The 21,550-nt window shown below is 71.8% G+C and carries 20 protein-coding genes and 1 pseudogene; 11 read left to right on the top strand and 10 right to left on the bottom strand.

Annotation, left to right across the window (positions count from 1 at the left end; genetic code table 11):
- Nucleotides 1-44 precede the first annotated feature (44 nt).
- A complete protein-coding gene (locus ACFYZB_RS26260) occupies nt 45-335 on the bottom strand; it encodes a hypothetical protein (protein WP_351212464.1) in 291 nt (96 codons plus the stop codon).
- A gap of 124 nt (nt 336-459) precedes the next feature.
- Here ACFYZB_RS26260 and ACFYZB_RS26255 point away from each other — a divergent pair, with 124 nt between their 5' ends.
- Both ACFYZB_RS26255 and ACFYZB_RS26250 read left to right on the top strand, forming a co-directional pair.
- Complete coding sequence (locus tag ACFYZB_RS26255) at nt 460-912, top strand: YbhB/YbcL family Raf kinase inhibitor-like protein (protein WP_388762947.1); 453 nt, start codon at nt 460-462, stop codon at nt 910-912.
- A gap of 14 nt (nt 913-926) precedes the next feature.
- Entirely contained in the window at nt 927-1,226 is a 300-nt protein-coding gene (locus tag ACFYZB_RS26250) for a hypothetical protein (RefSeq protein ID WP_388762945.1), read from the top strand.
- A 64-nt stretch (nt 1,227-1,290) separates the two neighbouring features.
- Here ACFYZB_RS26250 and ACFYZB_RS26245 read toward each other — a convergent pair whose 3' ends face one another.
- The 3 genes from ACFYZB_RS26245 to ACFYZB_RS26235 all read right to left on the bottom strand — a co-directional run bounded on the left by ACFYZB_RS26245 (nt 1,291) and on the right by ACFYZB_RS26235 (nt 6,522).
- Nucleotides 1,291-2,430, bottom strand: a complete 1,140-nt coding sequence (locus ACFYZB_RS26245; protein WP_388762943.1) for an ABC transporter substrate-binding protein — start codon at nt 2,428-2,430, stop codon at nt 1,291-1,293.
- Nucleotides 2,431-2,627: 197 nt separating this feature from the next.
- Nucleotides 2,628-5,423, bottom strand: a complete 2,796-nt coding sequence (locus ACFYZB_RS26240; protein ID WP_388762941.1) for a SpoIIE family protein phosphatase — start codon at nt 5,421-5,423, stop codon at nt 2,628-2,630.
- A 91-nt stretch (nt 5,424-5,514) separates the two neighbouring features.
- A complete protein-coding gene (locus ACFYZB_RS26235) occupies nt 5,515-6,522 on the bottom strand; it encodes a LacI family DNA-binding transcriptional regulator (RefSeq protein WP_388762940.1) in 1,008 nt (335 codons plus the stop codon).
- 110 nt (nt 6,523-6,632) lie between these two features.
- Here ACFYZB_RS26235 and ACFYZB_RS26230 point away from each other — a divergent pair, with 110 nt between their 5' ends.
- The 4 genes from ACFYZB_RS26230 to ACFYZB_RS26215 all read left to right on the top strand — a co-directional run bounded on the left by ACFYZB_RS26230 (nt 6,633) and on the right by ACFYZB_RS26215 (nt 8,697).
- The gene (locus ACFYZB_RS26230) at nt 6,633-7,787 is read left to right on the top strand and encodes a Gfo/Idh/MocA family protein (protein ID WP_388762938.1); all 1,155 of its coding nucleotides are present in this window, start codon (nt 6,633-6,635) and stop codon (nt 7,785-7,787) included.
- Nucleotides 7,784-8,152: a Gfo/Idh/MocA family protein gene (locus tag ACFYZB_RS26225; RefSeq protein ID WP_388762936.1), complete on the top strand. Its 369-nt coding sequence runs from the start codon at nt 7,784-7,786 to the stop codon at nt 8,150-8,152. Before ACFYZB_RS26230 ends, ACFYZB_RS26225 begins: the two co-directional genes overlap by 4 nt.
- Nucleotides 8,128-8,370, top strand: a complete 243-nt coding sequence (locus ACFYZB_RS26220) for a hypothetical protein (RefSeq protein WP_388762934.1) — start codon at nt 8,128-8,130, stop codon at nt 8,368-8,370. Before ACFYZB_RS26225 ends, ACFYZB_RS26220 begins: the two co-directional genes overlap by 25 nt.
- Before the next feature lie 111 nt (nt 8,371-8,481).
- Nucleotides 8,482-8,697 (top strand): hypothetical protein, encoded by a 216-nt coding sequence (locus tag ACFYZB_RS26215; protein ID WP_388762932.1) that lies wholly within the window; start codon nt 8,482-8,484, stop codon nt 8,695-8,697.
- A gap of 11 nt (nt 8,698-8,708) precedes the next feature.
- On the opposite strand, the pseudogene ACFYZB_RS26210 reads toward ACFYZB_RS26215, so the two are convergent.
- From ACFYZB_RS26210 to ACFYZB_RS26190, 5 genes and pseudogenes are all read right to left on the bottom strand, one after another.
- Nucleotides 8,709-9,247 (bottom strand): annotated as a pseudogene (locus ACFYZB_RS26210) (SAM-dependent methyltransferase); the annotation flags it as partial.
- 48 nt (nt 9,248-9,295) lie between these two features.
- A complete protein-coding gene (locus ACFYZB_RS26205) occupies nt 9,296-9,751 on the bottom strand; it encodes a MaoC family dehydratase (RefSeq protein WP_351212438.1) in 456 nt (151 codons plus the stop codon).
- 15 nt (nt 9,752-9,766) lie between these two features.
- On the bottom strand, nt 9,767-11,275 hold the full coding sequence (locus ACFYZB_RS26200; protein ID WP_388762930.1) for a long-chain fatty acid--CoA ligase: 1,509 nt from the start codon (nt 11,273-11,275) through the stop codon (nt 9,767-9,769).
- Nucleotides 11,276-11,285: 10 nt separating this feature from the next.
- The gene (locus ACFYZB_RS26195) at nt 11,286-12,173 is read right to left on the bottom strand and encodes an amidohydrolase family protein (protein ID WP_351212434.1); all 888 of its coding nucleotides are present in this window, start codon (nt 12,171-12,173) and stop codon (nt 11,286-11,288) included.
- A complete protein-coding gene (locus ACFYZB_RS26190; RefSeq protein WP_388762929.1) occupies nt 12,173-13,090 on the bottom strand; it encodes an SDR family NAD(P)-dependent oxidoreductase in 918 nt (305 codons plus the stop codon). The genes ACFYZB_RS26195 and ACFYZB_RS26190 overlap by 1 nt, the downstream gene beginning before the upstream one ends.
- A gap of 228 nt (nt 13,091-13,318) precedes the next feature.
- Between ACFYZB_RS26190 and ACFYZB_RS26185 the strand changes: the two genes are divergently transcribed.
- From ACFYZB_RS26185 to ACFYZB_RS26165, 5 genes are all read left to right on the top strand, one after another.
- Nucleotides 13,319-13,744 (top strand): MarR family transcriptional regulator, encoded by a 426-nt coding sequence (locus ACFYZB_RS26185; protein ID WP_351212430.1) that lies wholly within the window; start codon nt 13,319-13,321, stop codon nt 13,742-13,744.
- A gap of 62 nt (nt 13,745-13,806) precedes the next feature.
- Nucleotides 13,807-14,628, top strand: coding sequence for a PaaX family transcriptional regulator C-terminal domain-containing protein (locus tag ACFYZB_RS26180; RefSeq protein ID WP_388762927.1), 822 nt, complete (start codon nt 13,807-13,809; stop codon nt 14,626-14,628).
- A 180-nt stretch (nt 14,629-14,808) separates the two neighbouring features.
- The gene (locus ACFYZB_RS26175; RefSeq protein ID WP_388762925.1) at nt 14,809-16,221 is read left to right on the top strand and encodes an alpha/beta hydrolase; all 1,413 of its coding nucleotides are present in this window, start codon (nt 14,809-14,811) and stop codon (nt 16,219-16,221) included.
- Nucleotides 16,222-16,236: 15 nt separating this feature from the next.
- On the top strand, nt 16,237-17,826 hold the full coding sequence (locus ACFYZB_RS26170; RefSeq protein ID WP_388762924.1) for an MFS transporter: 1,590 nt from the start codon (nt 16,237-16,239) through the stop codon (nt 17,824-17,826).
- A gap of 271 nt (nt 17,827-18,097) precedes the next feature.
- A complete protein-coding gene (locus ACFYZB_RS26165) occupies nt 18,098-19,804 on the top strand; it encodes a DUF885 domain-containing protein (RefSeq protein WP_388762923.1) in 1,707 nt (568 codons plus the stop codon).
- A gap of 93 nt (nt 19,805-19,897) precedes the next feature.
- Here ACFYZB_RS26165 and ACFYZB_RS26160 read toward each other — a convergent pair whose 3' ends face one another.
- Complete coding sequence (locus tag ACFYZB_RS26160) at nt 19,898-21,478, bottom strand: alpha/beta hydrolase (RefSeq protein ID WP_388762922.1); 1,581 nt, start codon at nt 21,476-21,478, stop codon at nt 19,898-19,900.
- Nucleotides 21,479-21,550 lie beyond the last annotated feature (72 nt).

Genomic DNA, 21,550 nt, shown 5'->3' with positions numbered 1-21,550 from the left:
TCGGGCCCGCGCCGATCAGCCCGGCCATCAGGACCCCGCATCCTTCAGGCGCCGGGGCCCGGTGTCCCGCCGAGCGTCGTGTGCCGTGTCCCGCGCTGCCGGGGAGCGCGGTGACGGCCGGCGTGGGTCGCGCCGCTCACCATGATCGCCAGACCCGCGCAGAAGATGAGCGCCAGCGCGAGTCCGGAGCTGAACAGGGCGAGGCCACTCATGGTGGCGACGTCGTGATCGAGGACGGACACCGTGTACTCGGGCCCGCCGGACAGGTTGCCCGCGATCGCGAGGGCCGTGAAGGCGCCCGCACCCACGAGAAGGAGCAGTCCGATGAACCGCATGCCAGTCATCTCCTCGCACCGTCGGGGTGTCAGTCGCGGGCGGGTACCCCCGCGCCAGGGGTCATCCCGTTCGTCCCGTGCGGTTCGGCCGTATACCCCTGCCCGCGCCGGGTACTCCGGTCGCATGGCCGGTATCGAACTCAGAAGCGCAGCCTTCAGCGATCACAGCATGATCCCGCGCCATCACGCTCATGACGCGGACAACGTCTCTCCCCCGCTCACCTGGTCCGGAGTACCGGATGACGCGGCGGAGCTGGTCCTGTTGTGCGAAGACCCGGACGCACCGTCCGGAACCTTCGTGCACTGGCTCGTCACCGGCATCGACCCCCGTGCCGGGGGACTCGACGCCGGCCGGACGCCACAGGGCAGCCAGGCACATCGCAACGGCTTCGGGGAGCGTGGCTGGGGCGGCCCGCAGCCCCCGGTCGGCGACGACGCCCACCGGTACTTCTTCCGGCTCTACGCCCTTCCCGCCCCGGTCTCGCTCCCCGACCGGGCCACCGCCGACGAGGCCCACGCCGTGCTCGACCGGGAGCAGTTGGCGAGCGGCACCATCGTCGGGCTGTACCAGCGCTGACCGCGGCGGCGGGCATGGACCGGATGGTTCCCGAGGAGTGCGCGGAGGAGGTGACCCGCCTGCTGCCCGCGGGACGGCTGGCCGTGGTGGAGCAGTCCGGCCACGTCAACCCCATCGCCCCCGGCGCGATGGACACCGGCTTCTTCTCCCCGGCGGAGACCGACGACTCCGTGGCGTACCTCAAGGCACAGGCCATGAACGGCGAACTCACGAGGATCGAGTACATCGCACCGTGGGTGAAGTTCCCGCTCACCGACGGCTGGTGGGCCAATGGCCAGGTCTTCTTCATCAACGGCGGCTTCACCGCCCGCTGAACAGCCGGCGCACTCGCCGTCCCGCCCACGTCGGCAGCTCCGGCAAGCTCGTCGCTCGTGCGCACTACCCCGGGACGGCCTTCGCCCAGCCCTGGGTGACCGTCGTCCTCGCCTTCTCCAGCTGCGCGTCCGTCGGGAACTGCGGCGTTCCCTCGACCGTCGGCAGTCGTGCGGCGGCGGCCTTGTCGAGGGTGCCGTCCTGCTTCATGACGTCCATGAGCACCGGTCGGGCGTAGCCGCGCAGCCGGAGGTTCTGGCCCTCGGGGCTGAAGAGGTACTCCTGCCACAGGCGGGCGGCCGCCGGGTGCGGGGCGTTCTTGTTGATCGCCAACGCGAAGTACTGGGCGAAGCTGCCGTCGAAGGGGATCGCGACCTGCCAGTTGACGCCCTTCCCACGGAGTTGGTCGGCGTAGTGGAGGTTGATGTAGTCCCAGTTGATGCTGATGGGCGTCCGGCCGTCCTCGACCGTTGCCGTGGTGGAATTGACACGGTTGAAGTTGCCGATCCTGTTGAGTTCGGCGAAGAAGTCGAGGCCGGGCTGGACGTTGTCGAACGACCCGTTGTTCGCCAGCGCGGCCGCATAGACGCTGTCGAAGGCGGTGGCCGACCTGGTCGGGTCGCCTTCGAGTGCGACCTTGCCCTTGTAGGCGGGCTTCAGCAGATCGGCGAAGGTCTCCGGACAGACCTTGACCCGGTTGGTGTCGCAGCCGATGGAGATGTAGCCCCCGTAGTTGTTGGCCCAGCGGGCCTTGGAGTCCTTCTGGTTCGCGGGGATCGAGTCGAAAGCCGCGACCTTGTACGGCGCCAGCAGATTCTGATCCGCCGCGTTCCGCGCAAAGGTGTCGCCCACGTCGATCACGTCGGGGGCCGTCGGTCTGTTCCCGCTCTTCCTCACGGCGTCGATCTCGTCCTCGCTGTGGCCGTGCGGATTGTCCACGGTGACCTTGATCCCGTACTTCTTCTCGAAGCCGTCGATCAGGCCGCCGTAGTCGGCCCAGTCACGCGGCAGCGCGATCGCCCTGAGCGAGCCCTCTCGTTTCGCTGCGGCGATCAGTGCGTGCATGCCGCCCACGTTCTCGGCGGAAGTGGCCACCGACGGGCTCGTGAGTCTGGCGGTCGGTGGCTGCCCGCAGGCGCCGAGGCCCAGCGCCGCGAGAGCGAGGCAGCCACAGGCGACCGCTGCTCGGGCACGGGGTGTGGTCACGACTGCTCCTGGGGTGGGAAGGGTCGTGGGGTCCTGATGGCTGTCGAAAGCCGGGAGGGCCGAGGGGCTACTGCGTCGGCGAAGTGGTCGTCGAGGCCAGGGTACCCGGCCGCCTCGTCGGCGGAATCCCGGCCGGAAAGCCCGCGAGCAGCGTGTTACCCGGCGGAACTCGCTCTCCCCAACACTGCGGTGCCGTCTCACAGAGCCGTGTCGTCCCACTGGTCGAGCAGGACTTCGCCGAGTCCCGCCGCCTCCGGTGCGGCGCCGTCGTGGAGGGACTGTTCGGCCCAGATCACTTTGCCGGTGGGCGTGTAGCGAGTGCCCCAGCGTTCGACCAACCGGGCGACCAGGAAGAGGCCGCGGCCGCCTTCGTCGGTGACTTCCGCCCGGCGCAGCCGGGGCGAGGTGCTGCTGCCGTCGGAGACCTCGAAGATCAGGGTGCCCGCGGCGGAGCCGCTGATCGGCACCGTGCGCAGCAGCCGGACGGCGATGGGTTCGGCGCCGTAGCGGACGGCGTTGGTGATCAGCTCGCTGAGGACGAGTTCGGCGGTGAAGGCGACCTCCTCGAGACCCCACTCCGCCAGCCGGCGGGCGCAGGCGGTGCGCACCGGGGCCACCGCCGCCGGGTCCCGGGGCACGTCCCACTCGGCGACCTGCGCGGGCCCGAGGCGGCAGGTGCGGGCCACCAGGAGCGCGATGTCGTCCCTGGGCCGGTCGGACAGCATGGCCTCCATCACGGCCGCGCAGGTGGCCTCCGGCGTGCGCTCGGGCCCGGACAGGGCATCGCGCAGGGCCTCCAGACCGGCGTCCAGGTCCCGGGTACGGTCCTCGATCAGTCCGTCGGTGAAGAGCACCAGCCGGGATCCCTCGGGCACGGTGAGTTCGGCGGTCTCGACCGGCAGGCCGGCGCCGAGCCCCAGGGGTGGGGACACGGGCAGGCGGGGGAAGTCGACGGTCCCGTCGGGGCGGACCACCGCCGGTCCCGGATGGCCGGCGGTGGCGAGGGCCAGGCGCCCGGAGGTGGGGTCGTAGACGGCGTACTGGCAGGTCGCCCCGGTGATCATCGCCTGCCCGTCCTCGGCGGCGGCGGTCTCCTCGGCGTCGATCTGGGCCACCAGTTCGTCCAGCCGGGCCAGCAGCTCCTCCACGGGCAGGTCCAGGCCGGCGAAGTTGTGCACGGCGGTGCGCAGCCGGCCCATGGTGGCCGCGGCGTGCAGCCCGTGGCCGACGACATCGCCCACGACCAGCGCCACCCGGGTGCCGGACAGCGGAATGACGTCGAACCAGTCGCCGCCCACCCCGGCCTGGGCCGGCAGGTAGCGATAGGCCACATCGAGGGCGCACTGCTCGGGCAGCCCGCGGGGCAGCAGGCTGTGCTGCAGGGTGACGGCCATGGCGTGTTCGCGCGTGTACCGGCGGGCGTTGTCGATGCACAGCGCTGCCCGGGCGGCCAGCTCCGCGGCGAAGGACATGTCGTCGTCCTCGAACGGCGGGGAGTCCTGCGCACGCCAGAAGTCCACCACGCCCAGCACCACGCCGCGGGCTCGCAGGGGAACCACGAGCATCGAGTGGATGCCCTGGTCCACGATCCGGCGGGCACCCTCGGGGTCCCGGGCCGGCCAGCCGTCGGGGGCGTTCAGGTTCCCGACCAGGACCGGTCGTCCGTCGGAGATCGCCAGGGAGACGGGGTGGTCCGGGACGAACCGCATCAGCTGACCGACGGGGTGGAGGAGATCGTCCGTGGGCAGACCGGCGACGGCACTGCGGCGCATCTCGGTGGTTCCTGCGGTCGTACCGGAGGGCTCCTCGCCCCGCAGGACGGGGTCCAGGAGTTCCACGGTGACGATGTCGGCGAACCGGGGCACCGCCACCTCGGCCAGTTCCTCCGCCGTGCGCTGCACATCGAGCGTGGTGCCGATCCGCAGCCCGGCGTCGTAGAGCAGCTTCAACCGCTCGCGCGCCACCTCCGCCCGTCCGGAGACGGCCCGTAGCTCGGTGGTGTCCCGGAGCGTGACCACGCTGCCGGCCGGTCCGTGGGGGTCGGTGAGCCGCTTGTTGACCGCGAGCAGCCGGTCGCCCCCCAGGTGCACCTCGTCGGTGGCGGGGCGGTCGGAGGCCAGCAGGGCGGTGAGGTCCTCCTCCAGCCCCAGATCGGTGATGTGCCGCCGCTCCGCCTCCGTCGGCAGGTCCAGCAGCCGCCGTGCCTCGTCGTTGGCCAGCAGCAGCCGGCCGTCGCCGCCGATGATCAGCACCCCTTCCCGCACCGCGTGCAGGACCGCGTCGTGGTGCTCGTACATCCGGGTCATCTCGGTCGGCCCCAGGCCGTGGGTCTGCCGCCGCAGCCGACGGCTCACCAGGGCCGACCCGCCCGCGGCGACGACGAGCGCGGCGGCGCCGCCGCCGAAGAGGACCGGCAGCTGCCGGTTCACCCTGTGCTGCACCGCCTCCACCGTGACGGGCACCGAGACGATGGCGATGACCGAGCCGTCGGGAGCCCTGACCGGGACCGCCGAGATCACGGAGAGTCCCAGGGAGCCCTGGAAGGTGCTCGTGAACGGTTTGCCGGTCGCCGCCTGGGCATAGGGCCCGATGACGTGTTTTCCGATCTGGTGCGGGTCGCTGTGGGTGAGGGTGATCCCGTTCAGTCCGTACACGATGATGGCGTCGACGCCCGCGGCCTTGCGGGCCGCCTCGGCATGCGGCTGCAGCACCGCGCTCGGGTGCGCGCTCTTCAGCGCGGCCACGATTCCCGGGGAGTTGGCGAAGGTCTGCGCCGTGGTGAGCGTCCGGGCCCGGGCGTCGGACATGATGTCGCGTCGGCCCTGCACCACGAGCGCCACCAGGGTGGCGGCGACGATCAGCACCACGACCGCCAGCTGCAGCAGGAAGACCTGACCGGCGAGGCTGCGCACACTCAGCAGCGACCGCCAGGCCTCTCCCCTGCGACGGGGCCGATCCGGCACACGACCGGATTGACCGGAAACCTCACTCATACCCCCTTTCTATCGTTTCTGGATGGCCGTAACGAGGCGACCCGGGACGGCGTGCACGCCGTCCCGGGTCGGATGTGGTCCTCGGTGGCCGTCAGGCGTGCGCCGGCGGCGGGGCCGTCGTGCCTCTCACTTCGAGGAAGGGGGTGGCGAGCTCGACCCCGCTCGGGCGGTCCGGCTCGTCGATCCGGTCGAGCAGCCGCTGCGCGGCGCGCCGGCCCACGTCATGGCTGGCGTTGTCCACGGTGGTCAGCCACAGATGGCGCAGGCGGGAGAGGTAGGTGTTGTCGTAGCCGACCAGGGAGAGGTCGCGGGGTATCCGCAGACCCGTCTCCTCGGCGGCGGAGAGCGCGCCGACGCACGTCATGTCGTTGACCGCGAAGATCGCGGTCGGGCGCTGCGGACGGCTCAGCAGCCGGACCGTCGCCCGGTAACCGCCCTCCTCGGTGAGGTCGCCCTGTTCCACGACCGCCGTGCCGGCGAGGCCGTGCTCGCGCATGGCGGCCTCGAAGCTGCGCCGGCGCAGGTCGCCGACCGCGCCCTGACCGGCGATGTGGGCGATGTGCCGGTGGCCGAGGGCGATGAGGTGCTCGGTGGCCAGGCGGGCTCCGTGCTCGTCGTCGTTGGCGACGATGTCCACGCCGGGCAGCACCGGTTCACGGGTGCCGGCGACGACCGTGGGGACCAGACCGGCGGCGGTGCGCAGGGCCTGGGGGTCCTGGAGCGTGCCGACGGCGATCAGGCCGTCGACGCGGAGCTCGGTGAAGGTCCGGGTGAGGTCCTCGCCGAGGCGCCGGTTGAGGTGGCCGTCGGCCAGCAGCACGTGCAGGCCGTTGTCGTACAGCCGTGCGTTCAGGCCGTCGAGCAGCTCCACGAACCAGGGATTGCGCAGGTCGTCGAGCAGCACCCCCACCGTGCGGGTACGCCGCTCGCTCAGGCTGCGCGCTGCCGCGTTGGGCCGGTAACCGAGCGCTTCGACCGCGGCGAGGACGGCCTCGCGCTTCTCCGGCCGGACCCCCTCCGAGCCGCGCAGCACGAGCGAGACCAGGGACTTGGACACACCGGCCCGCTCGGCGACGTCACGGATGGTCGGGGCACTCATGCCATGGACCGTTCCACAACCCGTCGGCCGCTGTAAAGACCCCTTGACATCCATGAAAGACGGCCCCATGGTGAGCGGCAACTTCTGGAACGGTCCAAAGAAGGGCGCTCATGGTGAATACGCTCGGCGTCGCCGTCGTGGGATTCGGCTGGATGGGACGGGTGCACACCCACGCGTACGCCCGCCTGCCGCACCACTTCCCCCAGCTGTCGGTGCGGCCTGAACTGCTCGCCGTCGCGGACGAGGTACCGGGCCGGGCGGAGGAGGCGGCCGGGCTGTACGGCTTCGCCACGGCGACCCGGGACTGGCGGGAGGTGGCCGCCGATCCGCGCGTCCAGGCGGTCAGCATCACCGCCCCGAACTTCCTGCACCGCGAGATCGGTGTGGCGATGGCCGAGGCCGGCAAGCACATCTGGATCGAGAAGCCGGTCGGGCTCACCGCCGACGACGCCCGGGCGGTCGCCGACGCGGCCGCCAAGGCCGGGGTCCAGGGCACCGTCGGCTTCAACTACCGCAACGCGCCCGCCGTCGAGGCCGCCCGCGATCTGATCGCCTCCGGTGAGATCGGCACGGTCACCCACGCCCGCATCCGCCTGTTCAGCGACTACGCCGCCCACCCGGACGGCGCCCTGACCTGGCGCTACGAGCGGGCGCGCGGCGGCAACGGGGTGCTGGGCGACCTCGCCTCGCACGGCGTCGACCTGGCCCGCTTCCTGCTCGGCGACATCGCCTCGCTGACCGCCGACACCGCGCTCTTCCTCCCCGAACGCGCCCGGCCGACCGGCGCCACCGCCGGCCACACCCTGGCCACCGGTGGCGAACTCGGGCCGGTCGAGAACGAGGACTACGTCAACTGCCTGCTGCGCTTCGCCTCCGGCGCCCGCGGCGTCCTGGAGGCCTGCCGCGTCTCGGTCGGCGAGCAGAACAACTACGGTTTCGAGGTGCACGGCACGAAGGGCGCCGTCTTCTGGGACTTCCGCCGCATGGGCGAACTCGCCGTCAGCCGTGGCACCACCTACCAGGACCAGCCGGTCAGCACGGTGTACATCGGCCCCGGCCACGGCGAGTACGCCGCGTTCCAGCCGGGCGCCGCCACCAGCATGGGCTACGACGACCTGAAGGTCATCGAGGCCCACCGGTTCCTGCGCTCGATCTCCGAGGGCGCCGCGGTCGGCACCACGCTCGGCGATGCCGTGGCCGGCGCGGTGGTGCTGGATGCGATGGAGCGCTCGGCCCGGCAGGGAACGTGGGTGAGTCTGGCGTGAGCACCGTTCGCATCGGGGTCGTCGGCGCGGGCACCATGGCCGCCGACCATGCGAGGACACTGCACCAGTGGGTGTCCGGCGCAGAGGCCGTGAGCGTCGCCGACCCGGATGTCGACGCCGTCGTCATCGCCTCGCACGACACGACCCACGCGGACCTCGCCGTCGCCGCCGTACGGGCCGGAAAGCCGGTGATGTGCGAGAAGCCGCTCGCCCCGACGACACCGGAATGTGTCCGGGTCGTCCGCGAGGAGCGGGCAGGTCGCCCTGCTGTGAGCGGCAGTAGCCCCGGCGGTGGGCAGGCCGAGCGGCACCGAGGCGGAAGGCGAACTAGGATCCGTACGTGGCAGAGGTCCCGGATGAGTTGATCAGGCGGGAACGCACCGCCGAGGAGGAGCGCGCGAAACTCGCGGGCCTCACCGGTGACGCGTACGACGCCCAGCTGCGCCGCTGGCGCGAGGCGTCCGACGCCGTACAGGCGGCCGTCACCGCGCACGCCGCGGCCACCGGGTCCGATCCGCACGATGTCGAGCAGGCCGTACAGAAGGCTGTGCGGTGCAGCCAGGAGGACCCGGCCGTCGAATAGCGGCCCGGGCCATCCTCGGGAACCTGCCGGAACGAGGTCGAGCAGACAACGCGGGCTCGTTCAGCGATGCTGGACAAGGGTGGCACCCCTCCATGCGACAAGGAGCACGGCATGGCCACAGATCCGGTCGTACGATTCCTGGCAGCCCTGGACCCCGATCACCGGGACACCATCGGCGCCAAACCGCGCCAGGAGCAGGAACAGCTCGCAGCGGCCTGGGAACGGGAGCTGGAGTCCGACGACGAGCTCGACACACTCGACGAGCTGTCCCCGCCCGCCGCAGAGGCCGAGGCCGCCCGCCGCGTACTGGCCCGCGGAGCCGGCTAGGTGCACTCGGCCAAGAGGTTGGTGACTCGCGTCGGGAGTGAGCCGAACCGCTCGATCAGCCCGGCCGGCGGGAGGAAGTCCGCACGGCTGCCGGCATGGCAGGCCTCGACGGTCTCCTGGTCCGGCGGCTCGCGCCGTCAGAACGGCTCGCCGATCAGGATCGGCCCGCCCGGGCACGGGCTGCTCTGCAGGAGGCGGACCGTGCCGGCGACGCCGCCGGTCCGGGTGGCGCCGATGCAGGCCGCGACGTCGACGGGTTCCTCGGCGACGTGACCCGAGGCGTCGCCGTGGACGAAGGTGATCCGGTCGGCGACGCCCGGTTCCGAGGCCTGGGCGCGGGCCGTGAACACCGTGCTGATGTCCACCCCGGTCCCGGTGATCTCGTGGTCGCGGGCCCAGTGCACGGCATTTCGCCCGAACCACAGGCCAGATCGAGCACGCGCGTGCCGGGCGCCGACTCGGGGGCCCGGCCGAGGACGGCCGGCTTCTCTCTGCTGAAGGGGTTGTGGATGCGGTGGATCCCCTGCAGCCGGCTCGCTCCCACGCTCACCGACGCGGTCAAGCCATGAGACGGCGCATCGGCCGTCCGTCGACTTTCTCAGGCGTAGAACCGGGACAGGCTCTGGAGCACCGCGGCGGGCTTGGTGCCGCCTTCCACCTCGATCGCGCCGTCGACGGTGATCTGGACGCCGCCGGGCACCTCCTCGACCGAGGTGAGCCGGGCGGCCAGCCGGATGCGCGATCCGACCTTCACCGGCGCGGGGAAGCGGACCTTGTTCAGGCCGTAGTTGACCTTCGTGGTCACGCCCTGCACATCCAGCAGTCCGGTGAACAGAGGAATGAACAGGGACAGGGTGAGGTAGCCGTGTGCGATCGGCGCGCCGAAGGGTCCCTGGGCCGCGCGCTCCGGGTCGGTGTGGATCCACTGGTGGTCGCCGGTGGCGTCGGCGAAGGTGTCGATGCGCTCCTGCGTGACCTCCAGCCACTCGCTGGTACCGAGGTCGCTTCCGGCGAGCTTCTTCAGTTCGTCCAGGCCGTTGACGGTGATGCTCATAAGTCGCCCTTCTTTTCACGAGGTTGGGGTGCCGTAGCGGTTGCGCACGCGGGACTTGAGGAGTTTTCCGGAGGCGGTGCGCGGGAGTTCGCCGGTGACCACCACCGACTTGGGGATCTTGTACTTGGCGAGCCGCCCGGTCAGTGAGTCCAGCACGTCGTCCGGGTCGAGTTCGGCTCCCGGGGCGGGTACGACGATCGCGCGGGGCACCTCGCCCCACTTGTCGTCGGGGACGCCGATCACCGCGCACTCGGCGATGGCGGGGTGGGCGAGGAGGATGTCCTCGATCTCGGCGGGATAGATGTTCTCCCCACCGGAGATGATCATGTCCTTGATCCGGTCGACGACGTACACGTAGCCGTCCTCGTCGACCCTGGCCGCGTCCCCGCTGCGGAACCAGCCGTCCGCGAAGGCGGCCTCGGTCTCCTCGGGCAGCCCCCAGTAGCCGGGCATGACATGCGGTCCGCGCACCACGACCTCGCCGGTCTCACCGACGTCGACCGGGGTGAGGTCGGGCCGTACGACCCGTACGTCGCTGAAGAAGTGCGGTACGCCGGCCGAGCCCGCCTTCTCGACCGCGTGCTCCGCGTCCAGGAACAGCGTGCCGGGCGCGGCCTCGGTCATGCCGTAGCCCTGGAGGAAGGTGAGCCCGCGCTGCTGGTAGGCGGCGATGAGCGGGGTCGGCACCGGTGATCCGCCGCAGGTCAGGATGCGGAGCGAGGAAAGGTCCGCGTCCGCCCAGCGGGGATGCCGGGCGACCTGTTCGAACATCGTCGGGACCCCGAACATGAAGGTGATCCCATGCCGTTCGATCAGGTCGAGGGTGGTCTCCGGGTCGAAGGCCTCGACCAGGACGCAGGTGCCGCCCTTGAGCAGCACCGGCAGGGTCAGCATGTTGAGGCCGGCGGTGTGGAACAGCGGGGCGGAGACCAGGGCCCGTTCGTCGGCGATCAGGTCGTGGTCGACCAGGACGTTGACGGCGTTCCAGGTGAGGTTGCCGTGGGTGAGCATGGCCCCTTTGGGGCGGCCGGTCGTCCCGGAGGTGTACATGATGATGCAGGTGTCGTCCGGAGTGACCGGTTCGTCGATCGGTTCGTCCGACGCGGACGCCAGGGTCTGCTCGTACGGTTCACCGGTCTCGAGGTAGGCGCGTACGTCCGTCTCGCCCGGCAGTCCCGCGACGAGACCGGCGTACGCGGGGCCGTGGACGAGGGCCTTGGCGCCGGAGTCGGCGAGCTGGTACGCGATCTCGGGGCCGGCGAGGCGGGTGTTGAGGGGGACGAAGACGGCGCCCAGGGTGCCGGCGGCGAACAGGGTCTCCAGGTAGGCGGGGTGGTTGGGGCCGAGGTGGGCGATGCGATCGCCGCGCCGGACGCCCTGGGCGCGCAGGGCGTGGGCGAGGCGGGTGACCCGTGTGTACAGGGTGCGGTAGTCGGTGGACCGCTCCCCGTGGATCAGGGCCGTGCGGTGCGGGGTCTTGCGGGCCCGGCGTGCGGGCCACGACCCCAGTCCCTCGTTGCGCATCTGACACCCCTTACGGTTTCGTCAGCCCGAGCAGACGGGCCGCGTTCTCCTTGAGGATCTTCGGCCTGACCTCGTCCTTGATGGACAGCTTCGCGAAGTCGGCCAGCCACCGGTCCGGGGTGAGCACCGGGAAGTCCGAGCCGAACAGGACCTTGTCCTGCAGCAGCGTGTTGGCGTACTGCACCAGCTGCGGCGGGAAGTACTTCGGCGACCAGCCGGAGAGGTCGATGTGCACGCCGGGCTTGTGGGTCGCCACCGCCAGGGCCTCGTCCTGCCAGGGGAACGACGGATGCGCCAGGATGATCTTCAGATGGGGGAAGTCGGCGGCCACGTCGTCGACATGGAGCGGGTTGGAGTACTTCAGACGGATGCCGCCCCCGCCGGGGACACCGGCGCCGATGCCGGTCTGGCCGGTGTGGAAGAGCGCGATGGTGCCGGTCTCCTCGATCACCTCGTACAGGCCGTACGCCACGGAGCGGTCGTCGGGGAAGAAGCCCTGGATGCTGGGGTGGAACTTGAAGCCCCTCACCCCGTACTCCTCGACCAGCCGCCGGGCCTGCCGCACGCCCGCCTTCCCGCGGAAGGGGTCGATGGAGGCGAACGGGATCAGCACATCGGGGTTCGCGGCCGCGGCTTCGGCGACCTCCTCGTTGGGGACGGGCTCGGTGCCGGTCGCCGACTCGGCGTCCACCGTGAACACGACGGCGGCCATCCGCCGCTCGCGGTAGTACGCGGCGGTCTCCTGCAGGGTGGGCTTCCGGTTGCCCTCGACCTTGAAGTAGGCGGAGGAGGCGTCGTGCAGGTCGTCGTCCAGGGAGGAGTGGCCCTTGGCGGACACCTCCGCGTGGGTGTGGACGTCGATCGCGACCAGTTCGTCAAGCTTCGGCGCGGGTGCCATCACGCCTCCGGGATCTTCGGCGCGGGGATGCCGACGGTCTGCTGCTCGGCGCCGACCGAGGTGGGCCAGGCGTCGGCCAGGGCATCGGGGGTCCAGCCGCCGTCGGCGTAGGCGGCGCGGATCTCCTGCGGATGCGACCAGAGTGCCACCTTGTCGCCGCCGATGCCGATGCACTGGCCGGTGATACCGCGGGCGGGCTCGGAGGCCAGGAAGGGGACGAGGGCCGCGCAGTCCTCGGGGGTGCCGAAGCCCTCCCCCTTGCGCAGGAACGCCGGCAGCGGTTGGCCGTGCCTCATGGCCTCGACGTACGGGGCGAAGGCCGGGATGGTCTCGGTCATCGCGGTCGCGGCGACCGGCACGATCGCGTTGACGGTGATGTTCGCGCGGGCCAGCTCCATGGACCAGGTCCGGGCCATGGCGGCGATCCCGGCCTTGGCGGCGGCGTAGTTGGTCTGGCCGAAGTTGCCGCGCTGCCCGGCCGGGGAGCCGACGAGGACGAGGGTGCCTCCCTCGCCCTGCTCGCGCATGCGGACGGCGGCGGCGCGGGCGCAGGTGAAGGTCCCCCTGAGATGGGTGGTGATCACCGCGTCGAAGTCGTCTTCGGTCATCTTCCACAGCACCTTGTCACGCAGGATGCCGGCGTTGGTGACCAGGACGTCGAGCCGGCCGAAGGCCTCGACGGCACGGTTCACCAGCCGGTCGGCGGCCTCGGCCGTGCCGACCGGGACCACTTCGGCCACGGCGGTGCCACCGGCCTCGGTGATGGACTTGACGGCCTGCTCGGCCACGGCCTCGTCGATGTCGTTGACGACCACGGACGCGCCGTGGGCGGCGAGGGCCTGCGCATAGGCGAGGCCGAGGCCCCGGCCGCTTCCCGTGACGACGGCGGCCTTGCCGGTCAGATCGATGGTGGGCACGTGCGGTCCCTTCGCATGGGTGGGGTGGCGAGGAGATCGAAGCTAAGAGCAATAATTGTTGTCGTCAATAGTTGTTGCCGACCTTCTGGTGCGCCATGCTGGACTCGGCACGCCAGAAACCACCCCGGCGAGCGCCGCCACCGGCACCCGGGGACCGAGACCAGGGAGCCCGCCATCGCCCGCCAGCGCACCGACCACCCGACCGCCATCGACGCCGACGAGCCGTGGATGCGGGCCCTGCACGCGGACACGGGCTATCTGCTGTACCGCCTGGGCCTGCGCTCGGGTCAGTTGTTCAACACGTTCCTGCAGGAGTCGGGGCTGCGACTGCGGCACTACGCCGTGCTGCGTTTCCTCGCCACCACCGAGGGTGTGCTCCAGCGCGAGCTCAGCGCCCGGCTGGGCTACGACCCGAGCGCGATCGTCGGCCTGGTGGACGACCTGGAGAAACTGGGCTTCGCCGAGCGCCGGCCCGCACCGGAGGACCGCCGCAGCCGCATCGTCGTGCTCACCGAGGACGGTCGGGCATTCCTCCGCGACACGGACCAGGCGGGCCGGCGCGTGACCGACGAACTGCTCACCCCGCTCGACCCCGCCGAGCGGGAGACGCTGCACACCCTCCTGCTGCGTGTCGCGGGCAACGGGCTCACCTGACGCTTCGGCCGCCGTGTGCCGCCGTGGGCATTCGGGCGGACGCGGCCTCGTAATGTGTTCCCGTGACCGGTCCTGTCCCCCGCCCCCAGTCCCTCCTGCTCAGCTTCCTCGGTGACGAGGTGCTGGGCCGCGGGGTGTGCGTGTACACGGGCAGCGTCATCGAGGTGTTCCGGCGCGCCGGTGTCGGCGAGCAGGCCACCCGGTCCACCCTCACCCGCATGGTCGCCCGCGGGCTGCTGAGCCGCCGGCGCGCGGGCCGGCGTACGTATGTCGGCCTCACCGACCGCTCGGAGGCGATCCTGCGCGACGGCGAGCGGCGCATCTGGAAGACGGGCGCGGTCAACCGGGACTGGGACGGCACCTGGACCCTGCTCGGCTTCTCGCTCCCGGAGTCGTGGCAGCGCCAGCGGCACGATCTGCGCTCCCAGTTGACCTGGGCGGGCTTCGGTGCGCTGTTCAGCGGGCTGTGGATCGCGCCCGGCGAGGTCGACGTCTCCGCGATCGTCGCCGAGTTGGGGCTGGCAGCGCATGTGAAGGTCTTCCGGGCGCATGCGGACGCCGGCATGGACATCGCCGAGATGATCGACGACACCTGGGATCTGCGCGAACTGGCCACTTGCTACCGGGACTTCGAGGAATCCTGGCGGCCGTACGCGTCGGGTGGCGCGGACCTGACCGCCGAGGACGCCCTCGCGCTGCGCCTCCGGCTGACCGCCGAGTGGCTCCAGGTCATCCGCGGCGACCCCCGGCTGCCCGTACGGCATCTGCCGGCGGACTGGCCGGCGGCCGCGGCGGAGAAGATGTTCCGCACGGTCCACGCCCTGCTGGAAGCGCCCGCCCGGGACGCGGCGCGCCGGGTGATCGAGACGATTCCGGCGGCGTAGCGCCCGTTCACACGTGCCCGGCCTCCGCGCCCTGCCTCCGGTGCGCTCCCGGCCGGAGCAATGTTGTGCACTGTCTTGACCGCCGCAAGAAAACAGCCCTACATTCCTCCACACCTTCGTTCAGTGCACTGAGCATCTTCTGGGTCCCCGCTCCGCAGCCGCCTTCAAGGAGCCACCTCCATGCCTGCCAGCACCCGCCCCCGAACGCCCCGCCGCCTGCCGATCGCCCTGGCCACCCTGGCCACGCTGGCGTCCGCGGCCCTCGCCACCACCCCCGCGACCGCCGCCACGGCGGACCCGCCGGCCACCGGCCACCTCACCGGCACCCTCTCCGACGGCGCCACCTGGATCGCGGACGTCCCCGCCCAGTGGAACGGCACCCTGCTGCTGTTCAGCCACGGCTTCGGCCCCACCGTCGCCAAGGACGCCCCCTCCGACCCCGTACGCACCGAGTTGCTCGCCGAGGGCTATGCGCTGGCCGGGTCGTCGTACGACCCCCATGGCTCGATGTGGGCCCTGAGCAGCGCGGAACGCGACCAGTTCGGCACCCTCGACGCCGTCACCGCGAAGATCGGAGCGCCGCGACGCACCCTGGCCGTCGGCCAGTCCATGGGCGGGCTCGTCAACGCGCAGATCGCCCGCGACGGCGACGGCCGCGTCGACGGTGCGCTCGGCCTGTGCGGCCTGGTCGCGGGCGGCACCGACCTGGACAACTACCAGCTCGACGCCGAGTACGCCATCGCCCGGCTGCTCCTGCCCGGGCAGGACGTCGGCCTGGTGCGCTTCGGCTCGGCCGACGCCGCGGCCGCCACCGCCAAGAAGCTCACCGACGCCGTCACCGCCGCCCAGACCACCCCGCAGGGCCGCGCCCGGATCGCGCTGGCCGCGGCCTTCCTCAACCTGCCCGCCTGGGCGCCCGGACAGGACCGGCCCGCACCGACGGACTGGTCGGGCCAGGAGGAGCAGCAGTACGCGTGGTTCGCGCAGGGCATCCTCTCCTTCGTCGAGGGCGGCCGGTACGCCGTCGAGCAGTCGGCCGGCGGCAACAACTCCTGGAACCGGGGCGTGGACTACGCCCGTCTGCTCGCCGGATCCGTCCACGCCCCGCAGGTCCGCGCGCTGTACCGGACGGCCGGACTCGACCTGCGCGCCGACCTGACGTCCCTCACCCGGGGCGCCTCGATCACCGCCGACCCGGCCGCGGTCGATGCCGCGCAGCGCACCTCTTCCGCCGGTCAGGGCCTCGGCGTACCGCTGCTGGACGTGCACACGATCGCCGACAACCTGGTCCCGGTCGAGCAGGAACGGCGGTTCGGCGACCGGGTGCGTACCTCCGGGGACGGCGCGCTGCTGCGGCAGGCCTACGTCGAGCGGCAGGGCCACTGCACGTTCACCACCGCCGAGACCGTGGCCGCCCTGCACGCGCTCGAACACCGCGTCTCGTCCGGCCACTGGGACGACGTCGCGACCCCGGCCGCGCTCCAGCGGTCCGCCACCGCGCTCGGCCTGGACGGGGCGGCCTACGTCCCCTACCGCCCGGCACGCCTGACGGTCGGCCGCGACCGCCCGGCCCCCCAACCCGCCCACCACTGACACCGGGACCCGCTCATGTCCGACGCATCCGCCACCCCGCGCAGTTCCCTCCCCCTCGGCACGCTCGTCGCCGGCTGTCTCGCCGTCTGCCTCGCGCAGATCGGCCTGGCCATACCGGCCACCCTCAACGGCCTGTTCCAGGAACACCTCCACCCCGTCGGCTCCCAACTCACCTGGATCTCCGACGCGTTCCTGCTGCCCGTCGCCGTCCTCGAACTCTCCTTCGGCGTGCTGGGCGACCTCTTCGGCCGCAAACAGCTCCTCGTCGGCGGCGCGGCGCTGCTGAGCGCGGGCGAGGTCGTCGCCGCGAGCGCCTCCGGCATCCATCAGCTGTGGGTGGGACAGGCACTGGCCGGGCTCGGCGCCGCCGCGCTCTTCCCCACCTCGCTCGCCATGATCGCGGCCGGCACACACACCGGCCCGCAGCGCGCCCGCGCCATCGCTGTATGGGCCTCCAGCCTGTCCGCGGGCGGCTTCCTCGCCCCGCTGCTCGGCGGCATCACCGGCACCTACGGCTCATGGCGCGCGGCGTTCGTGGTGGTCGCCGTGCTGGCCGCGGTGAGCGCCCTGGTGAGTCTGTGGCTGGCCACCAACTCGCGGTCCCCGGAGGGGCGTTCGCTCGACGTCGGCGGCCAGGTCACCATCGGTGTCGGTCTGTTCGCCCTGCTGTACGCCGTCATCCAGGGGCCGACGGACGGCTGGGGATCGGTTCCGGTGGTCGTTGCCTTCGTGATCGCCGCCGTGTTCGTGGGCCTGTTCCTGGCCGCCGAGAGCCGGGCCCGCTCCCCGCTCCTGCGCCTGGACCTGTTCCGCAACCGTTCCTTCGCGATCGCGTCGGTCGTCGCGGTCGTGGGCATGTTCAGTTTCCTGGGCACGGCGTACGCGGCGAGCATCCGGCTCGGCCCCATCCAGCACCAGAGCCCGATGCGCACCGCCTTCGCGTTCCTGCTGCTCAACGGCATCACCCCGGTCCTCACCCCGCTGACCTCCCGGCTGCTGCACCGGCTGCCCGCACGGGCACTGCTGACGGCCGGGCTGGCGCTGATCGCCGCGGGCGACTTCCTGGCCGCCGGGCTCGACGTCGGCGACCGGAACCTGACCTCGCTGATCCTTCCCCTCGGCCTGGTCGGCATCGGCTTCGCCTTCACGGTGTCGTCCATCACCGCGACCGCCGTCAACACGGTGCCGCTGCCGCTGGCCGGCATGGCGAGCGCGGCGACCAACCTGCTGCGCGACTTCGGCTTCACCCTCGGCCCCGCGGTCATCGGCGCGGTCGCGCTGAGCCGGGCGGCTTCCCGGGTGACCTCCTCGCTGGCCGGCTCGTCGTCCCTGAACACGGAGTCGAAGGCGGCCGCCCATGCGGTGCTGCAGGAGGGCGGACCGCTCGCCCTGAACTCCGTCCCCGCCGCCTCCCCGCCGGGCGCGGCCCGCGCCTACGCCCTGGACGCCCTCGGCCACGGCTACGCGCTCGGGTTCGTGGTGTGCGGCTCGGCCGCCCTGTTCTCGGCGCTACTGGTGGTCACGGCACTGCACGGACGTACCGCGGAGGAGAGCGCGTCGCCGGCGGAGGACGGCACGGAGCAGGCCGCCCTGACCACGGGATGACACCCGCCCGGCGCGCCCCGGGGCTGCTCGGTGCCCCGGGGCGCGGCTCGTCGTCGGTCCTGCGGCCGCAAGGAGTGACGGTCGACGCACACCGGCGCCCATCGCGTGCTCGATGCCCTCGTCCTCCGGAGGACTCGAGGGCACAGCCGCGAGCTCGCCGAACGGCGCAGGGCCGGTCCGGGCAGCGCTCGCGGCCTGCCGTGCGGGCCGCCGTACCCAGCGGCCGAAAGCCGACGCGCGCTGCTGACAAGGCCGATGACGGTGCGTCAGCATGAGAAGCGTGTCCGAGAAACCGAGCACACCCCGCCGGATCGCCGACGACCACGTCGCGCAGGTCGCCGCCCTCGACCCCATGACCTCGACCCGACTCGGTCTGCATCCGGAGGACGACCGGCAGCCGGATCTGTCTCCGGCGGGCTGGGAGGCACTCGCCGAACTGGCCCGCCGGACGCTGTCCGTGCTCGACGCCGCCGAGCGGGACGCCGAGAAGAGCGGGGTGGTGTTCGAGGACACCGAGCGGAACTGTGCCCGGCTGCTGCGGGAGAGGCTGACCGCGGAACTCGCCCTGCACGAGGCGGGTGACCGGTTCCGCGAGCTGAGCAACGGCAACTCGCCTCTGCACAGGGTGCGAGGCATCTTCACCCTGATGCCCACCGACACCGACGAGGACTGGGCGGCCGTCGCCGGGCGGCTGCGCAACCTGCCCGGCGCGCTGGACGGCTTCCGGGCCACTCTGACCGAGGGCATCACCCGCGGACTGCTGTGCGCACCGCGCCAGGTCCGGGCCGTCATCGGGCAACTCGCCGCCTGGACCGGCCAGGACACCGGTGGCGCGAGCTGGTTCGCCGCGTTCGTGGCCGCCGGTCCGGACCGGCTCAGGCGCGAACTGGACGCCGCCGCCTTCCGGGCGACGACCGCGGTGGCCGGCTTCCGCGACTGGCTGCGCCACACCTACCTGCCCGCTGCGGACGGCACCCCGGACGCCGTCGGCCGCGAGCGCTACCTGCGCTCGGCCCGCTGGTACAACGGCATCGCTCCCGACCCGGCCGAGACCTACGCCTGGGGCTGGGAGGAGTTCCACCGGACGGTCGCCGAGATGAGGGCCGAGGCCGACCGGATCCTCCCGGGCGCCTCGGTCCGGGAGACCATGGACCACCTGAACCGGCAGGGCCACGCGGTCACGGGCGAGGAGAACATCCGCGCCTGGCTCCAGCAGATCACGGACGAGGCGATCGACGCCCTCGACGGCACCCATTTCGACATCTCGGGCCCGCTGCGCCGGGTCGAGACGAGGATCGCGCCCGCGGGCAGCCCGGGCGCCCCCTACTACAACGGGCCCAGCCTCGACTTCAGGCGCCCCGGACGTACCTACCTGCCCACGCTGGGCCGACAGACCTTCCCCACCTGGGAGATCGTCAGTACCTGGTACCACGAGGGCGTGCCGGGGCACCACCTGCAGACCGCCCGGTGGACCGCCGCCGCGGACATCCTCAGCACGTACCAGATCACCCTCGGCGCGGTCAGCGCCAACAAGGAAGGCTGGGCCCTGTACGCGGAGCGGCTCATGGACGAACTGGGCTTCCTCACGGACCCCGCCCGCCGCCTGGGCTACCTGGACAAGCAGATGCTCCGCACCATCCGCGTGATCGTGGACATCGGCATGCACCTGGAACTCGCCATCCCCGCCGGCTCAGGATTCCATCCCTGCGAACGCTGGACCCCGGACCTCGCCACCGCGTTCATGGCCGCCCACCACGGCAGCGACACCGCGCGCCGCCTCAGCGAGATCGACCGTTATCTGGGCCGGCCCGGCCAGGCCATCGGCTACAAGCTGGGAGAGCGCGCCTGGCTGGAGGGGCGGGCGGCCTCCCGCCGCCGCCTCGGCGCCGGTTTCGACCTGCGGACCTGGCACATGAACGCACTCACCCAGGGCTCGCTGGGCCTCGCCGACCTGGCCGACAACCTCTCGTCGCTGTAGGGCGACAGAGGAGGTCCCCGGTCCGGCCGCCCCGCTTCGTCCCTCTCACAGACCGTCGCGAGGTCGGTGAGAGGGCCGGTTCCGGGAACCGGTTCAGAAGCGGGGTGTCTGCGGTGTGTGCTGCGGCGCCGGGACGATCCGCGGGTTCACGCCGGGGCTGCGGCGGCCGGACGGCCTGCAGGTGACGTCGTGCGCCGGGAGCCTTCCCGTGCTCAGGTAGGCGTTGACGGCGCGGTTGGCGCAGGCGCGTGGGTCGTCGGAGTAGACGCCGTGGCCCTCGCCGCCCCTGACGTACACCATGCGCGAGCCCTTCAGGGCGTGGTGCATGCCGAGGCCGCTGACCAGGGGCGTCTGGGAGTCCCACTGGTTCTGGACGGTGAGCACGCCGACGTTGTTGTCCACCGCGGTGACGGACTCGGCCGGCTTGTCCCAGAACGCGCAGGGCGTGATGTTGGAGCCGAAGTCGCCGTAGAGGGGGTACTTGGCCTTGTCCCGGATCGCGTCACGCCGGTACTGCTCGGGGTCACGGGGCCAGGCCGCGGTGTCGCCGCAGACCACGGCCCAGAAGACGGCGGATCCGTTGTCGCCCGGTGGCTCTGCGGCGGGCGCCCCGGGGTGGCGCGGTCCCTGCTGGTCGTCCGGTACGAGGGAACTCCCGGCGACCGCATGGCCGTCGGCAGCCTTCTTGAGGTTGACGACCGCCTCGGCCGCCGCCTTGGGGGTGAAGAACCCGGCGCGCAGGGAGGCACGGATGTCGTCCCCGGTGAGCTTTTCGCCCCCTTCGTCGATGGGCGTGCGATCGGCTCGGGCGATCAGGTCCCAGAACGTCTTCTTCACCTCGGCCGGGGTGTTGCCGAGTCGGTAGGTGCGGTCGCGCTGTGCGGTCCACTTCGTCCAGCGGGTGAACGCCGGCTCGGTGCCCTCCGCCCAGACCTGGATCATGCCGCGCCAGACCCGCGCGGGGTCGACGGCGCTGTCCAGCACGATGCGATCGGTCCGCTGGGGGAACATCTGCGCGAAGACGGCCCCGAGGTAGGTGCCGTAGGAGTAGCCCAGGTAGGAGATCTTCCGCTCGCCCAGAACGGCGCGGATGACGTCCATGTCGCGGGCGGTGTTGCGGGTGGTGAAGTACGCCAGCCTGTCGCCGTTCCTGGCACGGCACTTGTCGGCGACGGTCCGGGCCCACGTCACGTCGCGGCTGAACGTCTCCGGCTTGTAGGGGTGTTCAAAGGCCTGCTCCTTGGCCGTGAGACCGCAGGTGAGCGGGCTGCTCCGGCCCACGCCGCGCGGGTCGAACCCGATGAGGTCGTACTGCTCGCGTACGTTCCCGGGCATCGCGTCCTTCATCATGAGCGGCATGTCCAGGCCCTCGCCGCCCGGGCCGCCGGGGTTGAAGAGGATCGCGCCGTGCCGCTTGCCGGGGACACCGGTCTTGATGCGGGAGATGGCCAGCTTGATCGTCTTGGCGCCGGGCCGGCTGTAGTCGAGCGGGACGTCGATCGTCGCGCACTGGAACGCGGCGGGCTGCGACGCGTCGCATCTGTGCCACGCGGGCTTCTGGTTCGCGAATCCGTTCAGCGGTTCCGCCGCGGATGCCTGCGCCGGGGCGAGGGCGGGGACCAGCGTTGCCGTGACCCCTAAGGCGAGCAAGGGCGCCATGCGTCCTATGCGCACGATGGCCGTTCCTTTCGATCAACTTCCAGGACGGCACGACCATTTCGTGTCGGCACAGGCGCGCGAATCCAT

The sequence above is a fragment of the Streptomyces sp. NPDC001852 genome, assembly GCF_042891825.1.
In the GTDB taxonomy this organism is placed as follows: domain Bacteria; phylum Actinomycetota; class Actinomycetes; order Streptomycetales; family Streptomycetaceae; genus Streptomyces.
The sequence above is the reverse complement of the archived record's forward strand: the minus strand, read 5'-3'. Positions and strand labels throughout refer to the sequence as shown.

Bases quoted from the DNA above. Each gene is read 5' to 3' on its own strand.
- ACFYZB_RS26250 (WP_388762945.1), top strand. From the start codon at position 927: ATGGACCGGATGGTTCCCGAGGAGTGCGCGGAGGAGGTGACCCGCCTG.
- ACFYZB_RS26195 (WP_351212434.1), bottom strand. From the start codon at position 12,173: ATGGCACCCGCGCCGAAGCTTGACGAACTGGTCGCGATCGACGTCCAC.
- ACFYZB_RS26200 (WP_388762930.1), bottom strand. From the start codon at position 11,275: ATGCGCAACGAGGGACTGGGGTCGTGGCCCGCACGCCGGGCCCGCAAG.
- ACFYZB_RS26175 (WP_388762925.1), top strand. From the start codon at position 14,809: ATGCCTGCCAGCACCCGCCCCCGAACGCCCCGCCGCCTGCCGATCGCC.
- ACFYZB_RS26240 (WP_388762941.1), bottom strand. From the start codon at position 5,423: ATGAGTGAGGTTTCCGGTCAATCCGGTCGTGTGCCGGATCGGCCCCGT.
- ACFYZB_RS26185 (WP_351212430.1), top strand. From the start codon at position 13,319: ATGCGGGCCCTGCACGCGGACACGGGCTATCTGCTGTACCGCCTGGGC.
- ACFYZB_RS26260 (WP_351212464.1), bottom strand. From the start codon at position 335: ATGCGGTTCATCGGACTGCTCCTTCTCGTGGGTGCGGGCGCCTTCACG.
- ACFYZB_RS26230 (WP_388762938.1), top strand. From the start codon at position 6,633: ATGGTGAATACGCTCGGCGTCGCCGTCGTGGGATTCGGCTGGATGGGA.
- ACFYZB_RS26235 (WP_388762940.1), bottom strand. From the start codon at position 6,522: ATGAGTGCCCCGACCATCCGTGACGTCGCCGAGCGGGCCGGTGTGTCC.
- ACFYZB_RS26215 (WP_388762932.1), top strand. From the start codon at position 8,482: ATGGCCACAGATCCGGTCGTACGATTCCTGGCAGCCCTGGACCCCGAT.
- ACFYZB_RS26170 (WP_388762924.1), top strand. From the start codon at position 16,237: ATGTCCGACGCATCCGCCACCCCGCGCAGTTCCCTCCCCCTCGGCACG.
- ACFYZB_RS26255 (WP_388762947.1), top strand. From the start codon at position 460: ATGGCCGGTATCGAACTCAGAAGCGCAGCCTTCAGCGATCACAGCATG.
- ACFYZB_RS26165 (WP_388762923.1), top strand. From the start codon at position 18,098: ATGAGAAGCGTGTCCGAGAAACCGAGCACACCCCGCCGGATCGCCGAC.
- ACFYZB_RS26205 (WP_351212438.1), bottom strand. From the start codon at position 9,751: ATGAGCATCACCGTCAACGGCCTGGACGAACTGAAGAAGCTCGCCGGA.